This window comes from Pseudomonas sp. G5(2012), from assembly GCF_000408945.1.
Lineage (GTDB): Bacteria > Pseudomonadota > Gammaproteobacteria > Pseudomonadales > Pseudomonadaceae > Aquipseudomonas > Aquipseudomonas umsongensis.
Genome location: NZ_APIO01000009.1, coordinates 121820 through 139890 on the forward strand (window position 1 = coordinate 121820; position 18071 = coordinate 139890).

General features: G+C 55.2%; 16 protein-coding genes and 1 tRNA gene. 10 read left to right on the forward strand and 7 right to left on the reverse strand.

The annotated features are described in order from the left end of the window. Positions 1 to 33: 33 nt before the first annotated feature. From PG5_RS04190 to gabD, 3 genes are all read right to left on the reverse strand, one after another. Entirely contained in the window at positions 34 to 1248 is a 1215-nt protein-coding gene (locus tag PG5_RS04190; RefSeq protein ID WP_020795838.1) for an HDOD domain-containing protein, read from the reverse strand. Positions 1249 to 1385: 137 nt separating this feature from the next. Beyond that, complete coding sequence (gene gabT / locus PG5_RS04195) at positions 1386 to 2663, reverse strand: 4-aminobutyrate--2-oxoglutarate transaminase (RefSeq protein WP_020795839.1); 1278 nt, start codon at positions 2661 to 2663, stop codon at positions 1386 to 1388. Between the two features lie 185 nt (positions 2664 to 2848). Further along, positions 2849 to 4291: an NADP-dependent succinate-semialdehyde dehydrogenase gene (gene gabD, locus PG5_RS04200; protein ID WP_020795840.1), complete on the reverse strand. Its 1443-nt coding sequence runs from the start codon at positions 4289 to 4291 to the stop codon at positions 2849 to 2851. Between the two features lie 347 nt (positions 4292 to 4638). On the opposite strand from gabD, the gene PG5_RS04205 reads away from it, so the two are divergent. Beyond that, positions 4639 to 4715: transfer RNA gene (locus PG5_RS04205), tRNA-Arg, on the forward strand. 75 nt (positions 4716 to 4790) lie between these two features. On the opposite strand, the gene PG5_RS04210 is transcribed toward PG5_RS04205, so the two are convergent. Continuing rightward, positions 4791 to 5714, reverse strand: coding sequence for an endonuclease NucS domain-containing protein (locus tag PG5_RS04210; RefSeq protein ID WP_020795841.1), 924 nt, complete (start codon positions 5712 to 5714; stop codon positions 4791 to 4793). A 205-nt stretch (positions 5715 to 5919) separates the two neighbouring features. Here PG5_RS04210 and PG5_RS04215 point away from each other — a divergent pair, with 205 nt between their 5' ends. The 9 genes from PG5_RS04215 to PG5_RS04255 all read left to right on the forward strand — a co-directional run bounded on the left by PG5_RS04215 (position 5920) and on the right by PG5_RS04255 (position 16482). Then, positions 5920 to 6201 carry a hypothetical protein gene (locus PG5_RS04215; RefSeq protein ID WP_020795842.1) on the forward strand — a complete coding sequence of 94 codons (282 nt, stop codon included), beginning with the start codon at positions 5920 to 5922 and terminating at the stop codon, positions 6199 to 6201. A gap of 61 nt (positions 6202 to 6262) precedes the next feature. Next, on the forward strand, positions 6263 to 6820 hold the full coding sequence (locus PG5_RS04220; protein WP_256227977.1) for a restriction endonuclease subunit S: 558 nt from the start codon (positions 6263 to 6265) through the stop codon (positions 6818 to 6820). Then, on the forward strand, positions 6817 to 8343 hold the full coding sequence (locus PG5_RS04225) for a type I restriction-modification system subunit M (protein ID WP_020795844.1): 1527 nt from the start codon (positions 6817 to 6819) through the stop codon (positions 8341 to 8343). Before PG5_RS04220 ends, PG5_RS04225 begins: the two co-directional genes overlap by 4 nt. Next, the gene (locus PG5_RS04230) at positions 8330 to 9529 is read left to right on the forward strand and encodes a restriction endonuclease subunit S (protein WP_020795845.1); all 1200 of its coding nucleotides are present in this window, start codon (positions 8330 to 8332) and stop codon (positions 9527 to 9529) included. Before PG5_RS04225 ends, PG5_RS04230 begins: the two co-directional genes overlap by 14 nt. Beyond that, the gene (locus tag PG5_RS04235; RefSeq protein WP_020795846.1) at positions 9526 to 10530 is read left to right on the forward strand and encodes a virulence RhuM family protein; all 1005 of its coding nucleotides are present in this window, start codon (positions 9526 to 9528) and stop codon (positions 10528 to 10530) included. Before PG5_RS04230 ends, PG5_RS04235 begins: the two co-directional genes overlap by 4 nt. 28 nt (positions 10531 to 10558) lie before the next feature. Continuing rightward, complete coding sequence (locus tag PG5_RS04240) at positions 10559 to 13834, forward strand: type I restriction endonuclease subunit R (protein WP_020795847.1); 3276 nt, start codon at positions 10559 to 10561, stop codon at positions 13832 to 13834. Then, positions 13831 to 14625, forward strand: a complete 795-nt coding sequence (locus PG5_RS04245; RefSeq protein ID WP_052024670.1) for a M48 family metallopeptidase — start codon at positions 13831 to 13833, stop codon at positions 14623 to 14625. Before PG5_RS04240 ends, PG5_RS04245 begins: the two co-directional genes overlap by 4 nt. 211 nt (positions 14626 to 14836) lie before the next feature. Then, the gene (locus tag PG5_RS04250; RefSeq protein ID WP_020795849.1) at positions 14837 to 15667 is read left to right on the forward strand and encodes a hypothetical protein; all 831 of its coding nucleotides are present in this window, start codon (positions 14837 to 14839) and stop codon (positions 15665 to 15667) included. Between the two features lie 101 nt (positions 15668 to 15768). Further along, positions 15769 to 16482, forward strand: coding sequence for a hypothetical protein (locus PG5_RS04255; RefSeq protein ID WP_155943709.1), 714 nt, complete (start codon positions 15769 to 15771; stop codon positions 16480 to 16482). A 91-nt stretch (positions 16483 to 16573) separates the two neighbouring features. Here PG5_RS04255 and PG5_RS04260 read toward each other — a convergent pair whose 3' ends face one another. The 3 genes from PG5_RS04260 to PG5_RS04270 are packed head-to-tail and all read right to left on the reverse strand — an operon-like array spanning position 16574 to position 18071. Further along, a complete protein-coding gene (locus PG5_RS04260) occupies positions 16574 to 16843 on the reverse strand; it encodes a hypothetical protein (protein WP_256227981.1) in 270 nt (89 codons plus the stop codon). A gap of 20 nt (positions 16844 to 16863) precedes the next feature. Next, positions 16864 to 17493 carry a hypothetical protein gene (locus tag PG5_RS04265; RefSeq protein WP_020795852.1) on the reverse strand — a complete coding sequence of 210 codons (630 nt, stop codon included), beginning with the start codon at positions 17491 to 17493 and terminating at the stop codon, positions 16864 to 16866. Beyond that, on the reverse strand, positions 17490 to 18071 hold the full coding sequence (locus tag PG5_RS04270; protein WP_223194248.1) for an RNA polymerase sigma factor: 582 nt from the start codon (positions 18069 to 18071) through the stop codon (positions 17490 to 17492). The genes PG5_RS04265 and PG5_RS04270 overlap by 4 nt, the downstream gene beginning before the upstream one ends.

Below are 18071 nucleotides of genomic sequence, written 5' to 3' on the forward strand. Positions count from 1 at the left end.
GCAAGCCAGCTCCTACAGGGATCTGCGACAGCCTTATTTCTTGCGAATCCGCACCAACTCCGGCAAGCCGATCTTCAGTAATCGCGCCGCTCGACTATTGGCCAACACCTCAATGCCCTCATGCTCGTTCAGGCGTGCCAATTGCGCCGCCATATTCATCACCAGCGCCTCACGGGAGTAAACCCCGCCACCAAGCTGGTAAGCCGCCGCAATCAGCTGCCGCAGCTCCAGTGGCAAACGCCAGCGGGTGCGCAACGCCGAACCGTAGGCGGCACCGAACTCGGCCAACGCCTCGCCCACTTGCTCCTGCTCGTCCAGTTCGCCACCGGCCTGTTTCCATTCCTGCAGACAACGCAGCAACGCCAGGTCGCCCAGGCGATGCAGCATGCCGGCGCAGTAACAACGGGCCTGATCCAGATCCAGCAAGCGCGCCAGCGTTCGCGCGTACTCGGCCGTGTGTAGCGACAAATCCCAGTAACGCTCGGCATAGTCCGCCAGCTGCGGATCGCTGAGCCGCGCACTGCGCTTGAGTGTCAGGCCCAGGATCAGGTTCATGCTCTGTCCGGTGCCCAATCGGTGCAATGCCTGGGACAGCGTCTGCACGGCGGTGCCATGGTGCTGGGCGGCGCTGTTGGCGGCGGCAATCAGCACGGCGGTGACCTGTGGATCGGTGCGGATCTCACCTTCCAGCACCGCCAAATCCAGACCATCAGGATTGAGGCTTCGCTTGACCGCCACTTGCACGTCAGTCATCAGCGGCGCGCCTTCCGCCAGTTCGCGACGGCGCTCAAGAAACACCGACAGCGTCATGCCCGGCGCCAGCGCTGGCACCTCGCACGATATCTCTTCCCCAGCGTTCAGCAGCAAAGCCTGCAGGCGCTGGGTCAGGCTTGCCATGTTCAGGGGCTTGGTCAGGTAGGCGGCGGGGGCCAGCGGCAGGGCCTCACGTACGCTCGCACTGTCGTTACGGCTGCTCATGAGAATGAAGGGCAACGGTGGGTTGCGCTTGCGCTGACGCACGCTGCGCAACACATTCAGACCATCGACGCCTGGCAACTCCCAGTCGGCGATGACCAGGTCGTACGGGTTTGACGCCAGCAACTCCAACGCCTGCTGGCCATCGGCACATAAATCCAGCCGCGCATCGCAGCGAACGTTCAACAATACTTCCTTGAGCAGATCGCGGGCCCACGGGTCGGCCTCGGCAATCAATACTCTCGGAATCGCGGGTAAAATGACAACTGTCATACAGCTCTCCCTGGCAATGCGTGAACCTTAGCCAAAGCCGGTCATCGGTTACAGCGCTAATACGCGGTTTTGCGGTTTAGAGGTCATGAAAAAACCCGCCGAAGCGGGTTTTTTGTGAAACAGGTCACACTCGCAGATCAGAGCTCGGAGAAGCACTCTTCGATGATCGCCAGGCCTTTGTCCAGTTGCTCGTCCGGCGAAGTCAGCGGTACCAGGACGCGCAGAACGTTACCGTAGGTGCCGCAGGACAGCAGGATCAGACCCTTGTCGCGAGCCTTGGCCACAACAGCTGCCACGGCGGTCGGGTTCGGCTTGTGGCTGTCGCCACCTTCGAACAGTTCGACCGCGATCATTGCGCCCAGGGCACGCACTTCGCCGATCACCGGATACTTGGCCTGGATAGCTTTCAGGCCAGTCACCAGACGCTCGCCAACAGCCTTGCAACGATCCAGCAGGTGCTCTTCTTCGAAGACTTCCATCACGGCCAGGGCCGCGGCGCAAGCGATCGGGCTACCGGCGTAGGTGCCGCCCAGGCCGCCTGGAGCGATGGCGTCCATGTATTCGGCCTTGCCACACACACCGGCCAACGGGAAGCCGCCAGCGATGGATTTGGCGAAGGTGGTCAGGTCGGCAGCAACGCCCATCTGTTCCATGGCGAAGAAAGTACCGGTACGGCCTGCGCCGGTTTGTACTTCGTCAGCGATCAGCAGGATGCCGTGCTGGTCGCACAAGGCACGCAGACGCTTCATGAACTCTTTAGGAGCGACGTAGAAACCACCTTCGCCCTGAACCGGCTCGATGATGATGGCTGCGATGTCACGCGGCTCAGCGTCGTTCTTGAAAATGCGCTCGATGGAAGCGATCGAATCGTCGATGCTCACGCCGTGCAGTTCGTTCGGGTACAGCGCGCGGAAGATGCCGCCTGGCATCAGGCCCATGCCGGCCGAGTAAGGCACGACTTTACCGGTCAGGCCCAGGGTCATCATGGTGCGACCGTGGTAAGCGCCGGTGAACGCGATCACGCCGGCACGGCCAGTGGCGGCACGGGCGATCTTGATGGAGTTTTCAACGGCTTCGGAACCGGTGGTCACCAGCAGGGTTTTCTTGGCGAAATCGCCTGGCACCTTGGCGTTGATTTTTTCGCACACTTCTACGTACGGCTCGTAGGCCAGTACCTGGAAGCAGGTGTGGGTCAGCTTGTTCAGCTGTTCGGTCACGGCGGCGATGATTTTCGGGTGCACGTGGCCGGTGTTCAGCACGGCGATACCACCAGCGAAGTCGATGAACTCGCGACCTTCAACGTCGGTCACGGTCGCGTTCTTCGCGGACTCGGCGAAGATCGGGTGAATCTGGCCAACACCACGTGGAACTGCATTGGTACGGCGGGCCATCAAATCAGCGTTAGTCTTGCTCATTACATTCCTCATTCGCCGCTCATCGGTCGGCGTGGTTCAAGGATTAAGCGGCGGGGAACAACGGCGACAGCATGCGATGATCGACTGCCACAGCGTTCCCGGCCACCGAGAAAATTCCGTTTATTGCACGCAAAGGGGCAGCGCTCTCGTGCCCTTTGCGTTTGAAGCGATGCCTGTTCCCGGGATTAGATGCCCAGGCAGAGGTATTTGATTTCCAGGTAATCTTCGATGCCGTACTTGGAGCCTTCACGGCCCAGGCCGGAAGCCTTGATGCCGCCGAACGGCGCGACTTCGTTAGAGATCAGACCGGTGTTGACGCCGACCATGCCGTACTCCAGGGCTTCAGCCACACGGAACACACGACCCAGGTCGCGAGCATAGAAGTACGAGGCCAGTCCGAACTCGGTGTCGTTGGACATCGCGATCACGTCGGCTTCGTCTTTGAAGCGGAACAGCGGAGCCAATGGACCGAAGGTTTCTTCCTTGGCCACTGCAGCGTTGTTCGGAACGTTGGTCAGGATGGTTGGCTCGAAGAAGTTGCCTTCCATCGGCTTGCCACCGGCCAATACGGTCGCGCCTTTGCTCAGTGCGTCGGCGATGTGCTCTTGCACCTTGGCCACGGCTTTTTCGTCGATCAGCGGGCCAGTGGTGGTGCCTGCTTCCAGACCGTTACCGATCTTCAGCTTGGCCACGGCCACTTTCAGCTTCTCGGCGAAGGCGTCGTAGACACCGTCTTGAATGTACAGGCGGTTGGCACAGACGCAGGTCTGGCCGTTGTTGCGGTATTTGGAAATGATCGCGCCTTCGACGGCCTTATCCAGGTCCGCGTCGTCGAACACGATGAACGGCGCGTTGCCGCCCAGTTCCAGGGACACTTTCTTGATGTCCTTGGCGCATTCCGACATCAGTTGACGACCGATTTCGGTCGAACCGGTGAAGGACAGTTTGCGCACGATCGGGTTGCTGGTCAGCTCGCTGCCGATGTCGCCGGCGCTGCCGGAAACAACGCTGAACACACCGTTAGGGATACCGGCACGCTGGGCCAATTCAGCCAGGGCGAAGGCGGAGAACGGAGTTTGCGAAGCAGGCTTGAGCACCATGGTGCAACCGGCGGCCAGGGCCGGGCCGGCTTTACGGGTGATCATGGCTGCCGGGAAGTTCCACGGGGTGATGGCCGCGGTCACGCCGATTGGCTGCTTGATCACGATCAGGCGCTTGTCTGGCTGGTGGCCCGGAATCACGTCACCGTAGATGCGCTTGGCTTCTTCGGCGAACCACTCGATGAAGGAAGCGGCATAAACAATTTCACCCTTGGCTTCGGCCAGTGGCTTGCCTTGTTCCAGAGTCATCAGGCGAGCCAGGTCGTCCTGGTTCTCGATGATCAGCTCGAACCAGCGACGCAGTTTGTTCGCACGTTCTTTGGCGGTCAGTGCACGCCAGGCCGGCAGCGCTTTGTCAGCGGCTTCGATGGCACGGCGGGTTTCGGCAGCGCCCATTTTCGGCACGGTGCCCAGAATTTCGCCCGTTGCCGGGTTGTTGACCTTGATCGTCTGACCATTGTCCGCGTCTACCCAAGCGCCATCGATGAAGGCTTGCTGGCGGAACAACTGGGTGTCTTTAAGCTGCATGTCGGCTTTCCTTAACAGCACCGCGCACGCGCGGAGCAAATTATGATTGTAGAAAGGCGCCTCAGTAGGCTGCCGTCAGGGAAATCATTCACCGGGCTGAAGCACATAAATAGCGCACTGATTCAGATCGTGCGGTTCAGCACCCAGACAAGAGCGTTTGAAATCTCAAACGAATCCTAGGATCAAAGGGGGTAAAGGACAATAGCCTGTTCGAAAAAAAGAACGAAAACGCCGCATTTGCTGCTATTTTCTGATCAACGTAGCAACCGCAGGTTACGCTTTGAAAAAACGCATGCGATTCAGCAGCATGGACGCCCGCATTGCATATGAGTATCATGGCGCCCGCTGCACCAGTAGCTCAGCTGGATAGAGTACTGCCCTCCGAAGGCAGGGGTCGTGGGTTCGAATCCCGCCTGGTGCACCATACGTAGAAACGAGAAAGCCTCAGGCCGTTGGGTCTGGGGCTTTTTTGTGGGCGAATAGAAAGCAGACTGCTTACCTAATTTTCCTGATAGCTACGCTCGATCAACACTTTGGCCCTTTCCAGATCGACCTGAGTGCGCAGGCTAAGCTCCAGATCACCTGTACCCCAGTGACCGATGACACGCACATCGCGGCTAAAACCTTCAACCAGCTCGACGGAGTCAGGGTTGAGCTTGAGATAAAGCTGAAGCCGCTTGGACTGCACCACCAAACTGGCGAAGTTCTTCAGACGGCGGAATGCGAGGTACAGCTTCAACGGTTTCTCCTGCACGTCATCACCGAGCGATTGCAGGTAGCTGCAGGTCTGCTCGAAGAGCACAGAGATTTCCGGACTGGCCTGGCAAAGTTGCTCCTGCCAAGTTTTGTCCTTAGCTGCAGGGACTGGCTTATCTGCTGCCATTTCTGCCGACTTGGCGGGATTGGTGCCTAACACGCTCACTGCATTCACCAATTCCAGCAGTAACAGGTCGTCTGCGAACAACTTATACCGAATCAACTCGATGTTGCGCTGAATCAGTTGCACAGCATGCTGATCGTAACGGGTGAAATCGGCAGCGATACACAGCAGGCGAGTACCACCCCACTCAATCTGCTCGGCGGCTTCTTTCCCCAGCTTTTCCATCACCAACCAGCGAAATTCAGCCTGGTGATCCAGCAGCCAGTCGAGATAGAACAAGCCCTGATTAATCACATTTTCGTTGCTGTGTCGCTTGTACTCGATGATGACCGGGCAGCCATTTTCATCGAGACCCAGCGAGTCGATACGACCTTTATGGGTCTTTCCGGTGGCGTATTCGGTCGCGAGAAAACGCACGCCAAGGAAGGCGTCCATGTGCGCCTCAATCAGGTTTTGCAAATGCTTTTCAACCGCTACGGCGCGCCCAGGTAACTCGCAGGCACCGTTGGCGGTATTCAAGCGAAAGAGCTGGATGTCGCTCATGTATGACCCTTATCCGAATACCCTTTCTTACGAGCCAACTCCATAGACGACCTACTTCACAAAATTACATTTGACCGTAGGAGATTTCCGAGCGATATTGAGTCGCCACCATTTTCATAGCGACTGTACTGAGAAATTTTGGGGGGTGCGGCAGGTTGCAGCCTGCCGCGATTGCGATAACTGACCAACTAGGAAAGCTAAAGCCATGAAACTTTACCAAATCAGCTACGACCTGCGTAAACAACGTGACTATCTGTCGCTTTATCAGCGAATCAAGGCTTACGGCACCTGGTGCCATGCCTTGGAGTCCACCTGGCTCATTGTCACCAATCAGAGCTCTGTTGAGGTCCGGGACAATCTTCAGATGGCTCTGGATAAGGATGATGGGCTGCTGGTCACCCGCCTTCAGGGGGAAGGCGCGTGGGTCGGCTTGTCGCAGGAAGTGACGCAGTGGCTGAAAAACCAGGCGCCACACTGTACGGTCTGAGCACCTACGCCAAGGATGGCGCTTCTATCTCGAGAGAATTATGCCAACCCGATTATGCATATTGAGCGAACTGGCTGATGTCCGATCCGGTTACACATTCCGTGGAGCGCTTGAGAATGATCCAGCTGGGGACGTTAAGGTCCTGCAGATCAAAGACGTTCGTCAGCGCGCCGTGATCGCTCCTGACTTGCTCATGTCTGTTCGCTGGGAGGGCAGCAAAGCCCCGCCTTCGCTGACACCGGGTGAAATCGCAGTCGTTGCTCGGGGCGATACCAACAACGCGGCTTTATATAGAGAAGGGCAACAGGTTGTAGCGAGTAGCCAATTTTTCATTCTCAGCCCGAAAACATCAAAAGTATTACCGGAGTACCTGTGCTGGATGATCAACCTTCCCCAGAGTCAACGAAGCCTTGAACGCAGCGGCAGCAGCATTCAGGCCATCAGCAAGCATTCGTTGATGCACATGCAAATTCCGCTGCCATCGCTGGAAACCCAAACCAGGCTGGCTCACTTACAGCGCCTCTGGGATGAAGAAGATCAACTGATCGCCCAGCTCCACACGAATCGCGAACAAATGCTCCAGGGCATTTATCAGCAACTGATTAAGGAACAACCATGAGTGGCAAAGTAAAACAGGACGACATCAACAAGGCGCTCTGGGCGGCTTGCGATATCTTCCGCGGCACAATCAGCGCCGACACCTACAAAGATTTCATCCTGACCATGCTGTTCCTCAAGTACATCAGCGATGTCTGGCAGGATCACTACGACAATTATCGTAAAGAGTATGGCGACGAGCCTGAGCTGATCGAGGAAATGCTCAAGAACGAGCGCTTCGTGCTGCCACGCAACGCCAGCTACTATGCGCTGTATGAACAGCGCCATGAGCCGGGCAACGGTGAACGTATTGACCAGGCGCTGCATGCGATCGAAGAAGCCAACGGCACCAAGCTAAAAGACGCCGGCAAAAGCGTGTTTCAGGACATCTCCTTCAACACCGATCGTCTCGGTGAAGAGAAGCAGAAAAACACCATCCTGCGTGATCTGCTGGAAGAGTTTTCCAAAGCTGAACTCAACCTCAAACCCTCCCGCGTCGGCAGCCTCGACGTGATTGGTAACGCCTACGAATATCTGATCAAGAACTTCGCTGCCAGCGGCGGGCAGAAGGCAGGTGAGTTCTATACCCCGCCAGAAGTATCCGAACTGATCGCCGAACTGCTCGATCCACAACCGGGCGATTCGATTTGTGACCCAGCCTGTGGTTCGGCCTCGTTGTTGATGAAGTGCGGGCGTAAAGTGCGTGAGCACCATGGCAGCAAGCAGTACGCTCTGTATGGTCAGGAAGCCATTGGCTCCACGTGGTCGCTGGCAAAGATGAATATGTTTCTGCATGGCGAGGACAACCACAAGATCGAGTGGGGCGACACGTTGCGTAATCCTAAATTGCTCGACCCAAATGGACAGTTGCTTAAGTTCGATATTGTGACCGCCAACCCGCCGTTCTCGTTGGACAAATGGGGCCATGACACCGCAGAACACGACCAATTCGGTCGATTTAACCGTGGTATTCCGCCGAAAACCAAGGGTGATTACGCCTTCATTTTGCACATGATCGAAACACTGAAACCTAAGACTGGGCGCATGGCGGTTGTCGTTCCGCACGGCGTGCTTTTTCGTGGCTCCAGCGAAGGCAAGATTCGCCAAAAACTGGTTGATGAAAATCTGCTAGATGCTGTGATTGGTCTACCGGAAAGGCTCTTTTACGGTACTGGCATCCCGGCTGCGATTCTGGTGTTCAACAAGGCCAAGACCGATGAGAGCGTGTTGTTTATCGATGCCAGCCGAGAGTTTAAATCCGGCAAGAATCAGAACGTACTGAGCGAAGAGCATATTCAGAATATTTTGTTAACCTACCGTCATCGCATCAACTCAGACAAATACAGTCATCGGTCGAATCTCGAGGAGATAAAGGAAAATGATTACAACCTGAACATCCCGCGGTATGTTAAAACCTTCGAGGAAGAAGCCGAAATTGATCTACTTGCTGTACGCGCAAACCGTAAAGAGTTAAAAGCAAAATTGGCTGAGCTAGAAGTTATGATGGATAGCTATTTAAAGGAACTTGGCTATGAATCCAACTAACACTAGGTTCACCCCCCTCGATTTTTTTGTTGATCCTGACGGTCCAATTTGCTACGGCATCCTGAAACCTGGGGAAAACCATCCTGGCGGGATTCCTATAATCAAAGTAAAAAATATCATTGGCGGAAAAATTCTTGAAGACAACCTACTGTTCACCTCTCCTGAAATCCATAAACAATATAAGAGAGCCGAAGTCAAAGGCGGAGACCTTTTGCTTACAATCAGGGGAACAACAGGAAGAGTCGCGATCGTACCGAAGACTCTAACTGGAGCAAATATCACTCAAGATACAGCGAGAATAAGAGTATCTTCGAATGACAGCCCTACATATGTCTACTACGCTCTTCAATCCCCTGACATCCAACGGCAAATAGAGCTAAATACTGTTGGCCAAGCAGTTAAAGGCATAAACATTGGGGAAGTAAAAAAACTAAGCATTTATCACCCAGCTCGTACTGAGCAGGAAGGAATTGCTAGAATCCTCTCCACATGGGATCTAGCCATTACCACCACCGATCAACTAATCACCCGTTGCCAACAGCAAAAAAATGCGCTTATGGCGCAGTTGCTGTCAGGCACGAAGCGTTTTTCAGGTTTTTCCGAGCAGTGGAAAAAGAAACCTATAACAAATTGCTTGGTCGCTTCCAGCCTTCGCAACTCCAACTCTCAACTTGGAATTGACGAAGTCATGTCGGTCAACAAATCTCTCGGAATGATTCCTATGAGGGAGCAGACAATCGGCAAAACTATCGACCGATACAAAGTCGTAAAAAATGGTTGGTTTGCTTACAACCCAATGCGTATTAATGTCGGCTCAATTTGTCGCTGGAATGGCGAAAACGATTGCTTGGTTAGCCCCGACTACGTTGTATTCAGCTGCGATGAAAATGTAATACTAACCTCGTACTTTGATCAGTTTCGCAAATCAGAGCGCTGGGCTGACTATATGAATAGAGCCGGTAATGGCAGCGTTCGCGTGCGAATTTATTTCAATGATCTAAGTAAACTTGAAATTTCGCTGCCACCAGTGAATGAACAGCACAAAATTGCTTCAATTCTGGACGCCGCCGACTGCGAAATCGAAACTCTCCAGCAAAAACTCACCTGCCTAAAACAAGAGAAAAAATCTCTCATGCAACAACTCCTTACTGGCAAACGCCGAGTCAAGGAGGTGGCTGCCTTATGACCATTAGCGACCTGATCCTTTACAGCACCGAGGACGGCTTGGCGCAGTTCACGCTGCGGGAAATGAATGGTCAGGTCTGGCTGACTCAACTGGAGCTGGCCGAGCTGTATCAGTCCAGCAAGCAAAACATCAGCAAGCATATCCAGGCGGTTTTGGCCGATGGCGAGCTGACCGAAGCGGCAGTTGTCAACTCAAAGTTGACAACTGCCGCTGATGGCAAGGAGTACCAGACGCAGCTCTACGCCCTGCCGATGATCATTGCGATTGGCTATCGAGTACGCTCAACCCGCGGCTCGCAGTTCCGCCAGTGGGCCACCCGAACGCTGAGCGAGTACATGATCAAAGGCTTCGTGATGGACGACGCCCGCCTCAAGGAGCCTCGCTGGGATTACTTCGATGAGCTGCTCGAACGCATCCGCGACATACGATCGTCGGAGAAGCGCTTCTATCAGAAAGTTCGTGATCTCTTTTCTTTGGCCGAGGACTATCGCGCCAATGAGCAAGACACCGTGCGGTTGTTCGCCGAAGTACAGAACAAGCTGTTTTTTGCAGTGACCGGACATACCGCTGCCGAACTGATCGTGCGCCGCGCCGATGCCAGCGTGCCGAACATGAACTTGCTCAGTTTCAAAGGCGACCGTGTGCGTAAGGCGGATGTAGTGATCGCCAAAAACTATCTAAATGGCGAAGAGCTGGATCAGCTCAACCGCTTGGTCAGCATGTTCCTGGACTTCGCCGAGCTACGCGCCAAACAGCGCCAGCACATAAAACTGGAAGATTGGCGGCGCTACATCGACAGTTTCATGGCCTTTAACGAGCAGCCGTTGTTGCGTACAGCCGGCAGCGTCAGCCACGAGCAGATGAAAAACGTTGCCCACGAACGTTATGAAGCGTTCGACCAACAACGCAGAAGCGCAGAAGCGCGAGACGCAGACACTCAGGAACTGGCAGAACTGGAACGCCTGGAAAAGCGCCTCAGTAGCCACAAGAAGCCAAACTAATACCGGCGACAAACAAGGAATTCGCACCATGATAAGCGGCCCAAAGTTCCAGGAAGAATACAGCGCGAAATTGCCTGCGTTGGCCCTGCTGAGCAATCTTGGCTGGGACTTTTTGTCGCCTGAACAAGCGCTGCGCGCGCGGTCTGGCAAAACCGATGAAGTCGTGCTGCGTGATGTACTGCGTGAGCAACTGAGCAAACGACGGTTCATGTTTGCAGGCAACGAATGTTCGCCGTCCTCCAAAACCATCGACAACCTGATCAGCGAAGTCTGCAGCCCGGCCATGAATGAAGGGCTGCAAGCGGCCAATGAACGGCTCTACAACCATCTGCTGTATGGCATTTCGGTGACCGAATTTGTCGATGGTAAACGGGCCAACCCGACCATCGCATTGATTGACTGGCAGGATCTGAGCAACAACAGTTTTGTCTTCACTGAAGAGTTCCGCGTGCTTCGCAGTGGCGGAGTGGAGACGCGGCGCCCGGATATTGTCTGCTTCGTCAACGGCATCCCTCTGGTAGTCATTGAAGCCAAGCGCCCGGACGGCAACGCCCAGAAAGGCCCGACCATTGATGCTGGCATATCACAGAGCTTGCGCAATCAACGCCACGATGAAATCCCTCGGTTGTTCGCTTACAGCCAACTCTTGCTATCGATCAATGGCAGCGACGGACGCTATGGGACTTGCGGCACCCCGACGAAGTTCTGGGCGGCGTGGCGCGAAGAAGATTTCGCCACCACTGAACAGCATGCGATAAAAAATCGTCCCCTCAGCACTGACCAGAAAAACAAGCTGTTTGCCCATAGGCCTGTCGGGGACCTGCCCTGGTACGAAGGTTTGTTGGCTGGCGGTGAGCTAGCCGTCACCGGTCAAGACGAACTTCTGATTGGCCTGTTATCCCGCGATCGTTTCCTGGACATGATTCGTTACTTCACCTTGTTCGATAAAAAGGCTGGCAAGGTCGTTGCCCGCTATCAACAGGTATTCGGCATCAAGCGACTGATTGAACGAATCAGCCTGAAACGCAAAGACGGTGGTCGTGAAGGTGGGGTGATTTGGCATACCACTGGTTCAGGTAAGTCGTTCACCATGGTGTTTCTAAGCAAGGCGTTAATTCTGCACGACGACCTTAAACAATGTCGCATCGTGGTGGTCACCGACCGGATTGACCTGGAAAATCAACTGAGCAGAACCTTCGCATCAAGTGGAGAGCTCTCAGGTAAAAAAGACCGTACCGCTGCGATGGCCACCTCTGGCACTCGCCTCGCTGAACAAATTGGTCGTGGTAATGAACGCATCATTTTTTCGCTGATCCAGAAATTCAACAGCGCTACCAAACTGCCGGAGTGCGTCAATACCAGCTCGGACATCATCGTGCTGATCGACGAAGGTCACCGCAGCCAGGGCGGTGAAAACAACATTCGCATGAAACAAGCGCTGCCGAATGCGGCTTATGTCGCCTTCACCGGTACACCGCTGCTCAAGAAAGACAAAACCACCAACAAGTTCGGCCCGATTGTGCATGCCTACACAATGCAGCGTGCGGTTGAGGATAAGGCCGTGACGCCACTGCTGTATGAAGAGCGTAAGCCCGATCTGGATGTTAACGAGCGCGCCATCGACAGTTGGTTTGCGCGTATCACCGAAGGGCTGACGGACGAACAAAAGACAGACCTCAAGCGCAAGTTCGCCAAGAAGGGGGCGATTTACAGCTCTGAGGATCGCATCCGTTTGATTGCCCTTGATGTCGCCAACCATTTCGTGAAGAACATCGATGCCGGCCTTAAAGGTCAGCTCGCCTGTGATAGCAAGGCTTCGGCAGTCAAGTACAAGAAGTACCTGGACGAAGCGGGTTTGTTCGAAAGCGCCCTTGTCATGAGCCCACCGGACAGCCGCGAAGGCAACCTTGAAGTCGATGAGTCTTCTACACCTGAGGTGACTCAATGGTGGGCCAAGAATGTCGGCAGCACGGATGAGCAAACCTATACCAAGCAGGTGATCGAGCGCTTCGACAAGGATGACTCGCTCAAACTGCTGATCGTTGTGGACAAGTTGCTGACCGGTTTCGATGAGCCGAAAAACACCGTGCTGTACATCGACAAGCCGCTCAAGGAACACAACCTCATTCAGGCCATTGCCCGAGTCAATCGTCTGCATCCGCTGAAAAAATTTGGCCTGCTGATCGACTACCGCGGCATCCTGACCGAGCTGGACACCACCATTCAGAAGTACCAGGACTTGGCATCTCGTACGCAGGGCGGCTATGACATCAATGACATCGCCGGTCTGTATGACCCGATGAGCAGCGAATACAAACGCCTGCCACAACTGTACAAAGCCCTTTGGGCGACTTTTGCCAACGTCAAAAACAAAGGTGATATCGAGCAATTGCGTCATGTGCTCGTCCCCCGAATGCAAGAACGTGATGGCGAGCTCGTTGACATCAACCTCAAGGTTCGCGAGGACTTCTACGAAGCCCTGAGCGAATTTGCCAGCTGCCTAAAAGTTGCGCTGCAATCCGCTTCGTTTTTCGAAGACACCAGTTTCAGCGATGCAGATCGTGACCACTACAAGGACACCCTGAAACAGCTCTCCAGCCTGCGACTTTTGGCCAAGCAGGATGCAGGGGAAACGGTTAACTATGATCAATATGCCGATCAGGTGCGCAAGTTGCTTGATAAGCACGTGGTCGGAGTTGAGGTGCGCGACCCTCATGGCGTTTATGAAGTCGGCAAGATGGGCCAGAAGAAGCCTGAAGAGTGGAGCGAAGAGAAAACCCGTAACGAGACTGACATCATCAAGACTCGCGTGAGCAAGATGATCGAACAGGAGATGCTTGACGACCCCTATGCCAGGGAGGCGTTTTCAACGCTGTTGCGTCAAGCCATTGAGGAAGCGGAAAAGCTCTTCGACCATCCACTCAAACAGTACCTGTTGTTCCTCGAGTTTGAGCAACAAGTACAGGCACGCAAACTGGATGAGTTGCCCGATGCGTTTGATGGCAACAAGCATGCGCAGGCGTACTACGGTGTCTTTAAAAAGACCCTACCCGCCGCTTTCGCTGCGCTGGACTCTGCAGCTCAGGACGCGTGGGTCAAATTGGCTTTTAGTTTGGAAGAGTTGGTAACGGCTTCGGTGGCTGAACACTCGATCAACCCTCAAAACATTGAAGCAGATATTCGCAAAAAACTGCTGCCGCTGATGTTCAAGGAGTGCAAAGCCATTGGCGCAGGGATGGATCAGGCAAAAACCATCGTTGAATGGGTCGTTCAGATCACCCGTGTAGGCTTGAGCGCTGCATGAGTGTTCCCATACTTCTACCTGAAGCTGGTGGGCGTCCGACCAGACACTGGCTGAGCTTCCACTATGCCGACCAACTGATTGTGGTTGAGCGGGCGCCTAAGGCGCGGCAGGTGCAACGCCTGCTGATCAAAGTTGATCCTGACTGCCGGGTGTCAGTACAGGCACCGGCTACTGCCAGCGACGAAGACGTATTGCGGGCGTTAAAGCATCGTGGTCGTTGGATTTACCAGCAGCTGCGACAGTTTCGAGCGCTGCTGACGCATGTCACGCCTCGTCAGTACGTCAGTGGGGAAAGCCACTATTACTTAGGCAAACAACATGTGCTCAAGGTGATAGAGGCTCCCGGAGACACTCCTCAAGTCCGTATGTTGCGAGGAAAGCTGGAGGTTTCTGTCAGGCACAAAACTGCAGAAAATGTTCGCGAACTGCTAAGGGCTTGGTACAGAGCCCGCGCACGGGATGTGTTCGATCGTCGCTTGCATGCCCTACTCGAACAAACGCTTTGGGTAGCAGATGAACCGCCGTTGCGTATTCAAACGATGCAAACCCAATGGGGCAGTTGCTCGCCAAATGGTCGGATCACCTTGAACCCTCACCTGGTGAAAACACCCCGCGAGTGCATTGATTACGTCATCCTTCATGAGCTCTGTCATATCGCTGAACACAACCACAGTGAACGGTTTTATCGGTTGTTGACGCAGGTGATGCCGCATTGGGAGAAGGTCAAAGCGCGACTGGATGGAATGGCCGCTCTCGTTCTAAGTGGCCTGCCAAAACTGGATAACGACTAGCAATCCAGCGATTTCGGCTGCTAATTGATTGATGCTCTCCCCTGCTTATTGGCCCCGATAGACCGAATGGAGATCGGTCAATTCCCCAACAACGCTCACCTACTTGCCGTGAGCACCGTATCCCTGCACCATTTGCGGCGAAAGCCATCAATTCGCCACTAGCGTTTTATCACCATTTCATTTCCAGAATCATTCTTTAAAAGGACTTTCCATGCCCAGCGCCAACCAAACCATCGCCGACGCTTTATCCAGCGCACAGTCCATTCTTGCCCAATGGGTGCCTCCTGAGGGCATCAGTGCCGAGCAGGCCTTGGGCGATCTGGTGGGTGTCTTGGATAACCGCACGCTGTTGGCCGCTCAGCGCGTCCAGGCCGGGGAGTGCCACAAGGGCGTAGACCGTGATCTATTGACTCGTCGCTCCAAAGTCACCTTCGACTTGTTGCGTAAATACGGCGTACTGGTCGATCCAGACTCCTTGAGTGACGAAGTAGTGGAACGTCTGTATCCGCGTATCAACTATCCGCGATTGTCGTACGGACAAACCCTCCGGGAGTGGAGCGATACGGTCCTGGGTGAAGGTGAACAGGTTCTGTTCTTTCTTCCTCAGGCACCCAAACGCAATACCCACTTGAGCACCGTGCAGTTCCTCAGTCACGACGCAAAGGCCTTCATTGACGAGTTGGTGGCGGTTGCGCAGACCGAGGGCGAGCCAGACGCACAGGCCACGATCGAAACGCAGGAGGAGGCCTTCGTCCTTGATCTCTCGAAAGCGGAGCAGACCGGTTTTAACAAAGAGGCCGAGGCGATCACGTCGGGTGGCCAACGCGGACTTAATACCTTGCGCGCACTGATGGATGTAGCCGAGGAAGATAAATGTTGGTCGCCAGCCGTTGTGGAGTGCATCGGCAAACTGCTGGAGATACATGACAGTGAAGAAGAAGCGGACACGCTGGAAGTGATGACCCAACTAGTAGACCGCTTCGACTTGATGGTGCGTAAAGCTCGAGAGGTTCTAGAGAAGGCAAAGGTTCAGTCAGTGTAATTATGACTTGGCGCTACCGACATTGGCCTCAGGGCTGATTCAGGAAATAACCCTACGACTGGCATTCGCCAGCCACTGTAATGGTTCAAGGGATGGATAAAATGATCAAGAAATCAGTAACCGACCTCGCCTTCGTCAACAGCAAGACCCCACTCCCGACTGTCGAGGTGGACTCGGAAAGCGTTGAAGCAGCCGGCTACAGCATTTATCGCACCGTGATGGAGGTCTTATCCAAGTTGGCCGCGGACGACTCGACACTGCGAGCCACCCTCTATTTATATGGCACGGTCAGTGTCAATTTCCGCGAGCCTTGCTGGTCTGAGTTTTTATTGGTGGCGGGTCCGCAAAAAGTACTGATGGCGCTGGGTGCGGGCTTTGAGCGACTACCAGGAGTCAAGTCTCGCTATAGCGACTACGTACCATCCTCAGAAGCCGTGCGGACATTCCACGTCGAAGATGGCTTAGTTTGGGAAAAAGAGGATGGCAGCACCTGGTATTCCCATGGAGGGGAAGAGGAAAAAGTTGCCAGCGAAGTCGTGGGCACCGACAACGAATGGGAGGAGCTCGAGGAGGACGACGACTGGGAAGCTGAAAATCAGGAAGAACAAGACGAGGACCAGGTCGTAACCGTCAGCAGAAAAGCAGCGCGTTATCGTGCGGCACGCTCGGACGCCAAGGTCAGCAGCATTCGCTTGCGGATAGAAGAGGTCTTCGGTCTGCCAACTGGATCGGTTGCACTATGTGGACCGGATGGCCGTCCGTTACGCGGTAATGCCTTGATCAGAACACTGCGCAAGCGCTGGGAAGAGATCTGAGGACGCGAGCGAGTCAGGCCGGGGTAGATCGCTTTAGCGTATATCGGTTACTGGTGCAGGATCACCATGAGAGATGACCCTGCACCAATGATTACTCCGTCGTCCAGTCAAACTCGTCGTACTCATCGTCCTCATCGTCCTCGAATTGTTCCTCTTCAAGAACGTCTTCTTCCTCAGCGTCACCCTCTTCCTGCTGGTTCAGCAGAAAATCCTTACGACTCTCGGTAATTGCCCGTCGTAATTCCTCGCCCTTTTCCGGGCAGTTGAGCATTTGGGCGATGCGGTCGATTTTTTTTGTCACGGCATCCTCCAACGCATCGACTATGGCCCGATAGTGCGCGCTTTCGGGCCTTGATGCCAAATCGACGAGCGCTGTGCCGGTCAGTTTTTCTGCAGATCCTTGAGTCGGGCGCTGAGGTTTTCGTCGGGGAAGCGTGCGTGCAAATCGGCTAGCAGTTTATCGGCGGCTTGCTTGTGCCCGGCTTTTTGCAAGCGAAGCACTTCGCGAAGTTGCTCATCCAGGGATTTAACCGGGGCTGCGGTGCGTTTGCTGGTTTTGGCTTCGTCTGCCATGCCGGCACTGAAGGATTCTGCTTGCGCCGGGGCCATCGATTCCGCCATGGGTGCGGCGGGTGCAGGTGCGGAGAGCGCGCCAACCGGGGCCTTCAGGGAACGGGCCGCCGCTGGTGGCGCTGCTTCGGTTTCCTGTTTGGCGATCGGTGCCGAGGCTTTGGGCGCAGGCGCGAAGTCGTAGCCTGGCACTTGCTCAGGCGTGCGCTGCACCAGCGAAAGCATCAGCGCGATGCCGACGAGGCTGGCGAATGCCACTTGCCAGCGGGGTTGCTGGCAGGCGCGAATCCAGCGCTGCCACAGGCCTGGCTTTGGCGCGGGCACGGCGTTGCGCGCGGCGGCCAGGATCAAGGCGTCGAGATGCGCCGGGGGTTCGCCAGTGGCCTGCTCGCGGTAATGGTCGAGCGTTTGGTGTTCCGTGGTGTGCTTGGCGTCAGTCATGTCAGTACCTCCTCGGCCAGCAGCCGACGCAGTTTTTGCTGGGCGTAACGCAAGCGGCTCTTGACGGTTTCCAGCGGTGTTTCGGTGAGGGTGGCGATCTGTGGCAAATCGAGATCGCTGTAGGCGCGCAGCAGGAACACTTCGCGCTGGTCGGCGGGCAAGGCTTGCAGGGCGGCGTCAAGGCGCTGGCTGTCGCGGCTCAGGCTCAGCAACTGCTCAGGATCAGCCGTCTCATCGGCCAGCGCATGGGCCTGCTCGTCGTAGCTGTCGTGCAGCGGTTGATGGACGCCGTGCTTGCGCCAGTGATCGATCAAGCGGTTGCGGGCAATCTGGTAGAGCCAGGTACGAAAAGTCGCCCGACCTTGTGGCTGGCTGCCGCTGCGGATCAGGCTCAACCAGGTTTCCTGATAGACCTCCTCGGCGAGTTCAGCCCTGCCGCTCAACCCCAGCAGAAACCGGTACAAGCCCTGGCGATGGCGCGCGTACAGAATCTCGAACGCCGCTCCATCGCCCTCGCGATAACGGGCCAGCAGCGCTTCGTCACTGCTGGCATCCAGGCTGCTTGCGGGTGCAAACAA

Coding starts and splice junctions, on each gene's coding strand:
- PG5_RS04190 (WP_020795838.1), bottom strand. CDS start 1,248: ATGACAGTTGTCATTTTACCCGCGATTCCGAGAGTATTGATTGCCGAG.
- gabT (WP_020795839.1), bottom strand. CDS start 2,663: ATGAGCAAGACTAACGCTGATTTGATGGCCCGCCGTACCAATGCAGTT.
- gabD (WP_020795840.1), bottom strand. CDS start 4,291: ATGCAGCTTAAAGACACCCAGTTGTTCCGCCAGCAAGCCTTCATCGAT.
- PG5_RS04210 (WP_020795841.1), bottom strand. CDS start 5,714: ATGAGCGACATCCAGCTCTTTCGCTTGAATACCGCCAACGGTGCCTGC.
- PG5_RS04215 (WP_020795842.1), top strand. CDS start 5,920: ATGAAACTTTACCAAATCAGCTACGACCTGCGTAAACAACGTGACTAT.
- PG5_RS04225 (WP_020795844.1), top strand. CDS start 6,817: ATGAGTGGCAAAGTAAAACAGGACGACATCAACAAGGCGCTCTGGGCG.
- PG5_RS04230 (WP_020795845.1), top strand. CDS start 8,330: ATGAATCCAACTAACACTAGGTTCACCCCCCTCGATTTTTTTGTTGAT.
- PG5_RS04235 (WP_020795846.1), top strand. CDS start 9,526: ATGACCATTAGCGACCTGATCCTTTACAGCACCGAGGACGGCTTGGCG.
- PG5_RS04240 (WP_020795847.1), top strand. CDS start 10,559: ATGATAAGCGGCCCAAAGTTCCAGGAAGAATACAGCGCGAAATTGCCT.
- PG5_RS04245 (WP_052024670.1), top strand. CDS start 13,831: ATGAGTGTTCCCATACTTCTACCTGAAGCTGGTGGGCGTCCGACCAGA.
- PG5_RS04250 (WP_020795849.1), top strand. CDS start 14,837: ATGCCCAGCGCCAACCAAACCATCGCCGACGCTTTATCCAGCGCACAG.
- PG5_RS04255 (WP_155943709.1), top strand. CDS start 15,769: ATGATCAAGAAATCAGTAACCGACCTCGCCTTCGTCAACAGCAAGACC.
- PG5_RS04265 (WP_020795852.1), bottom strand. CDS start 17,493: ATGACTGACGCCAAGCACACCACGGAACACCAAACGCTCGACCATTAC.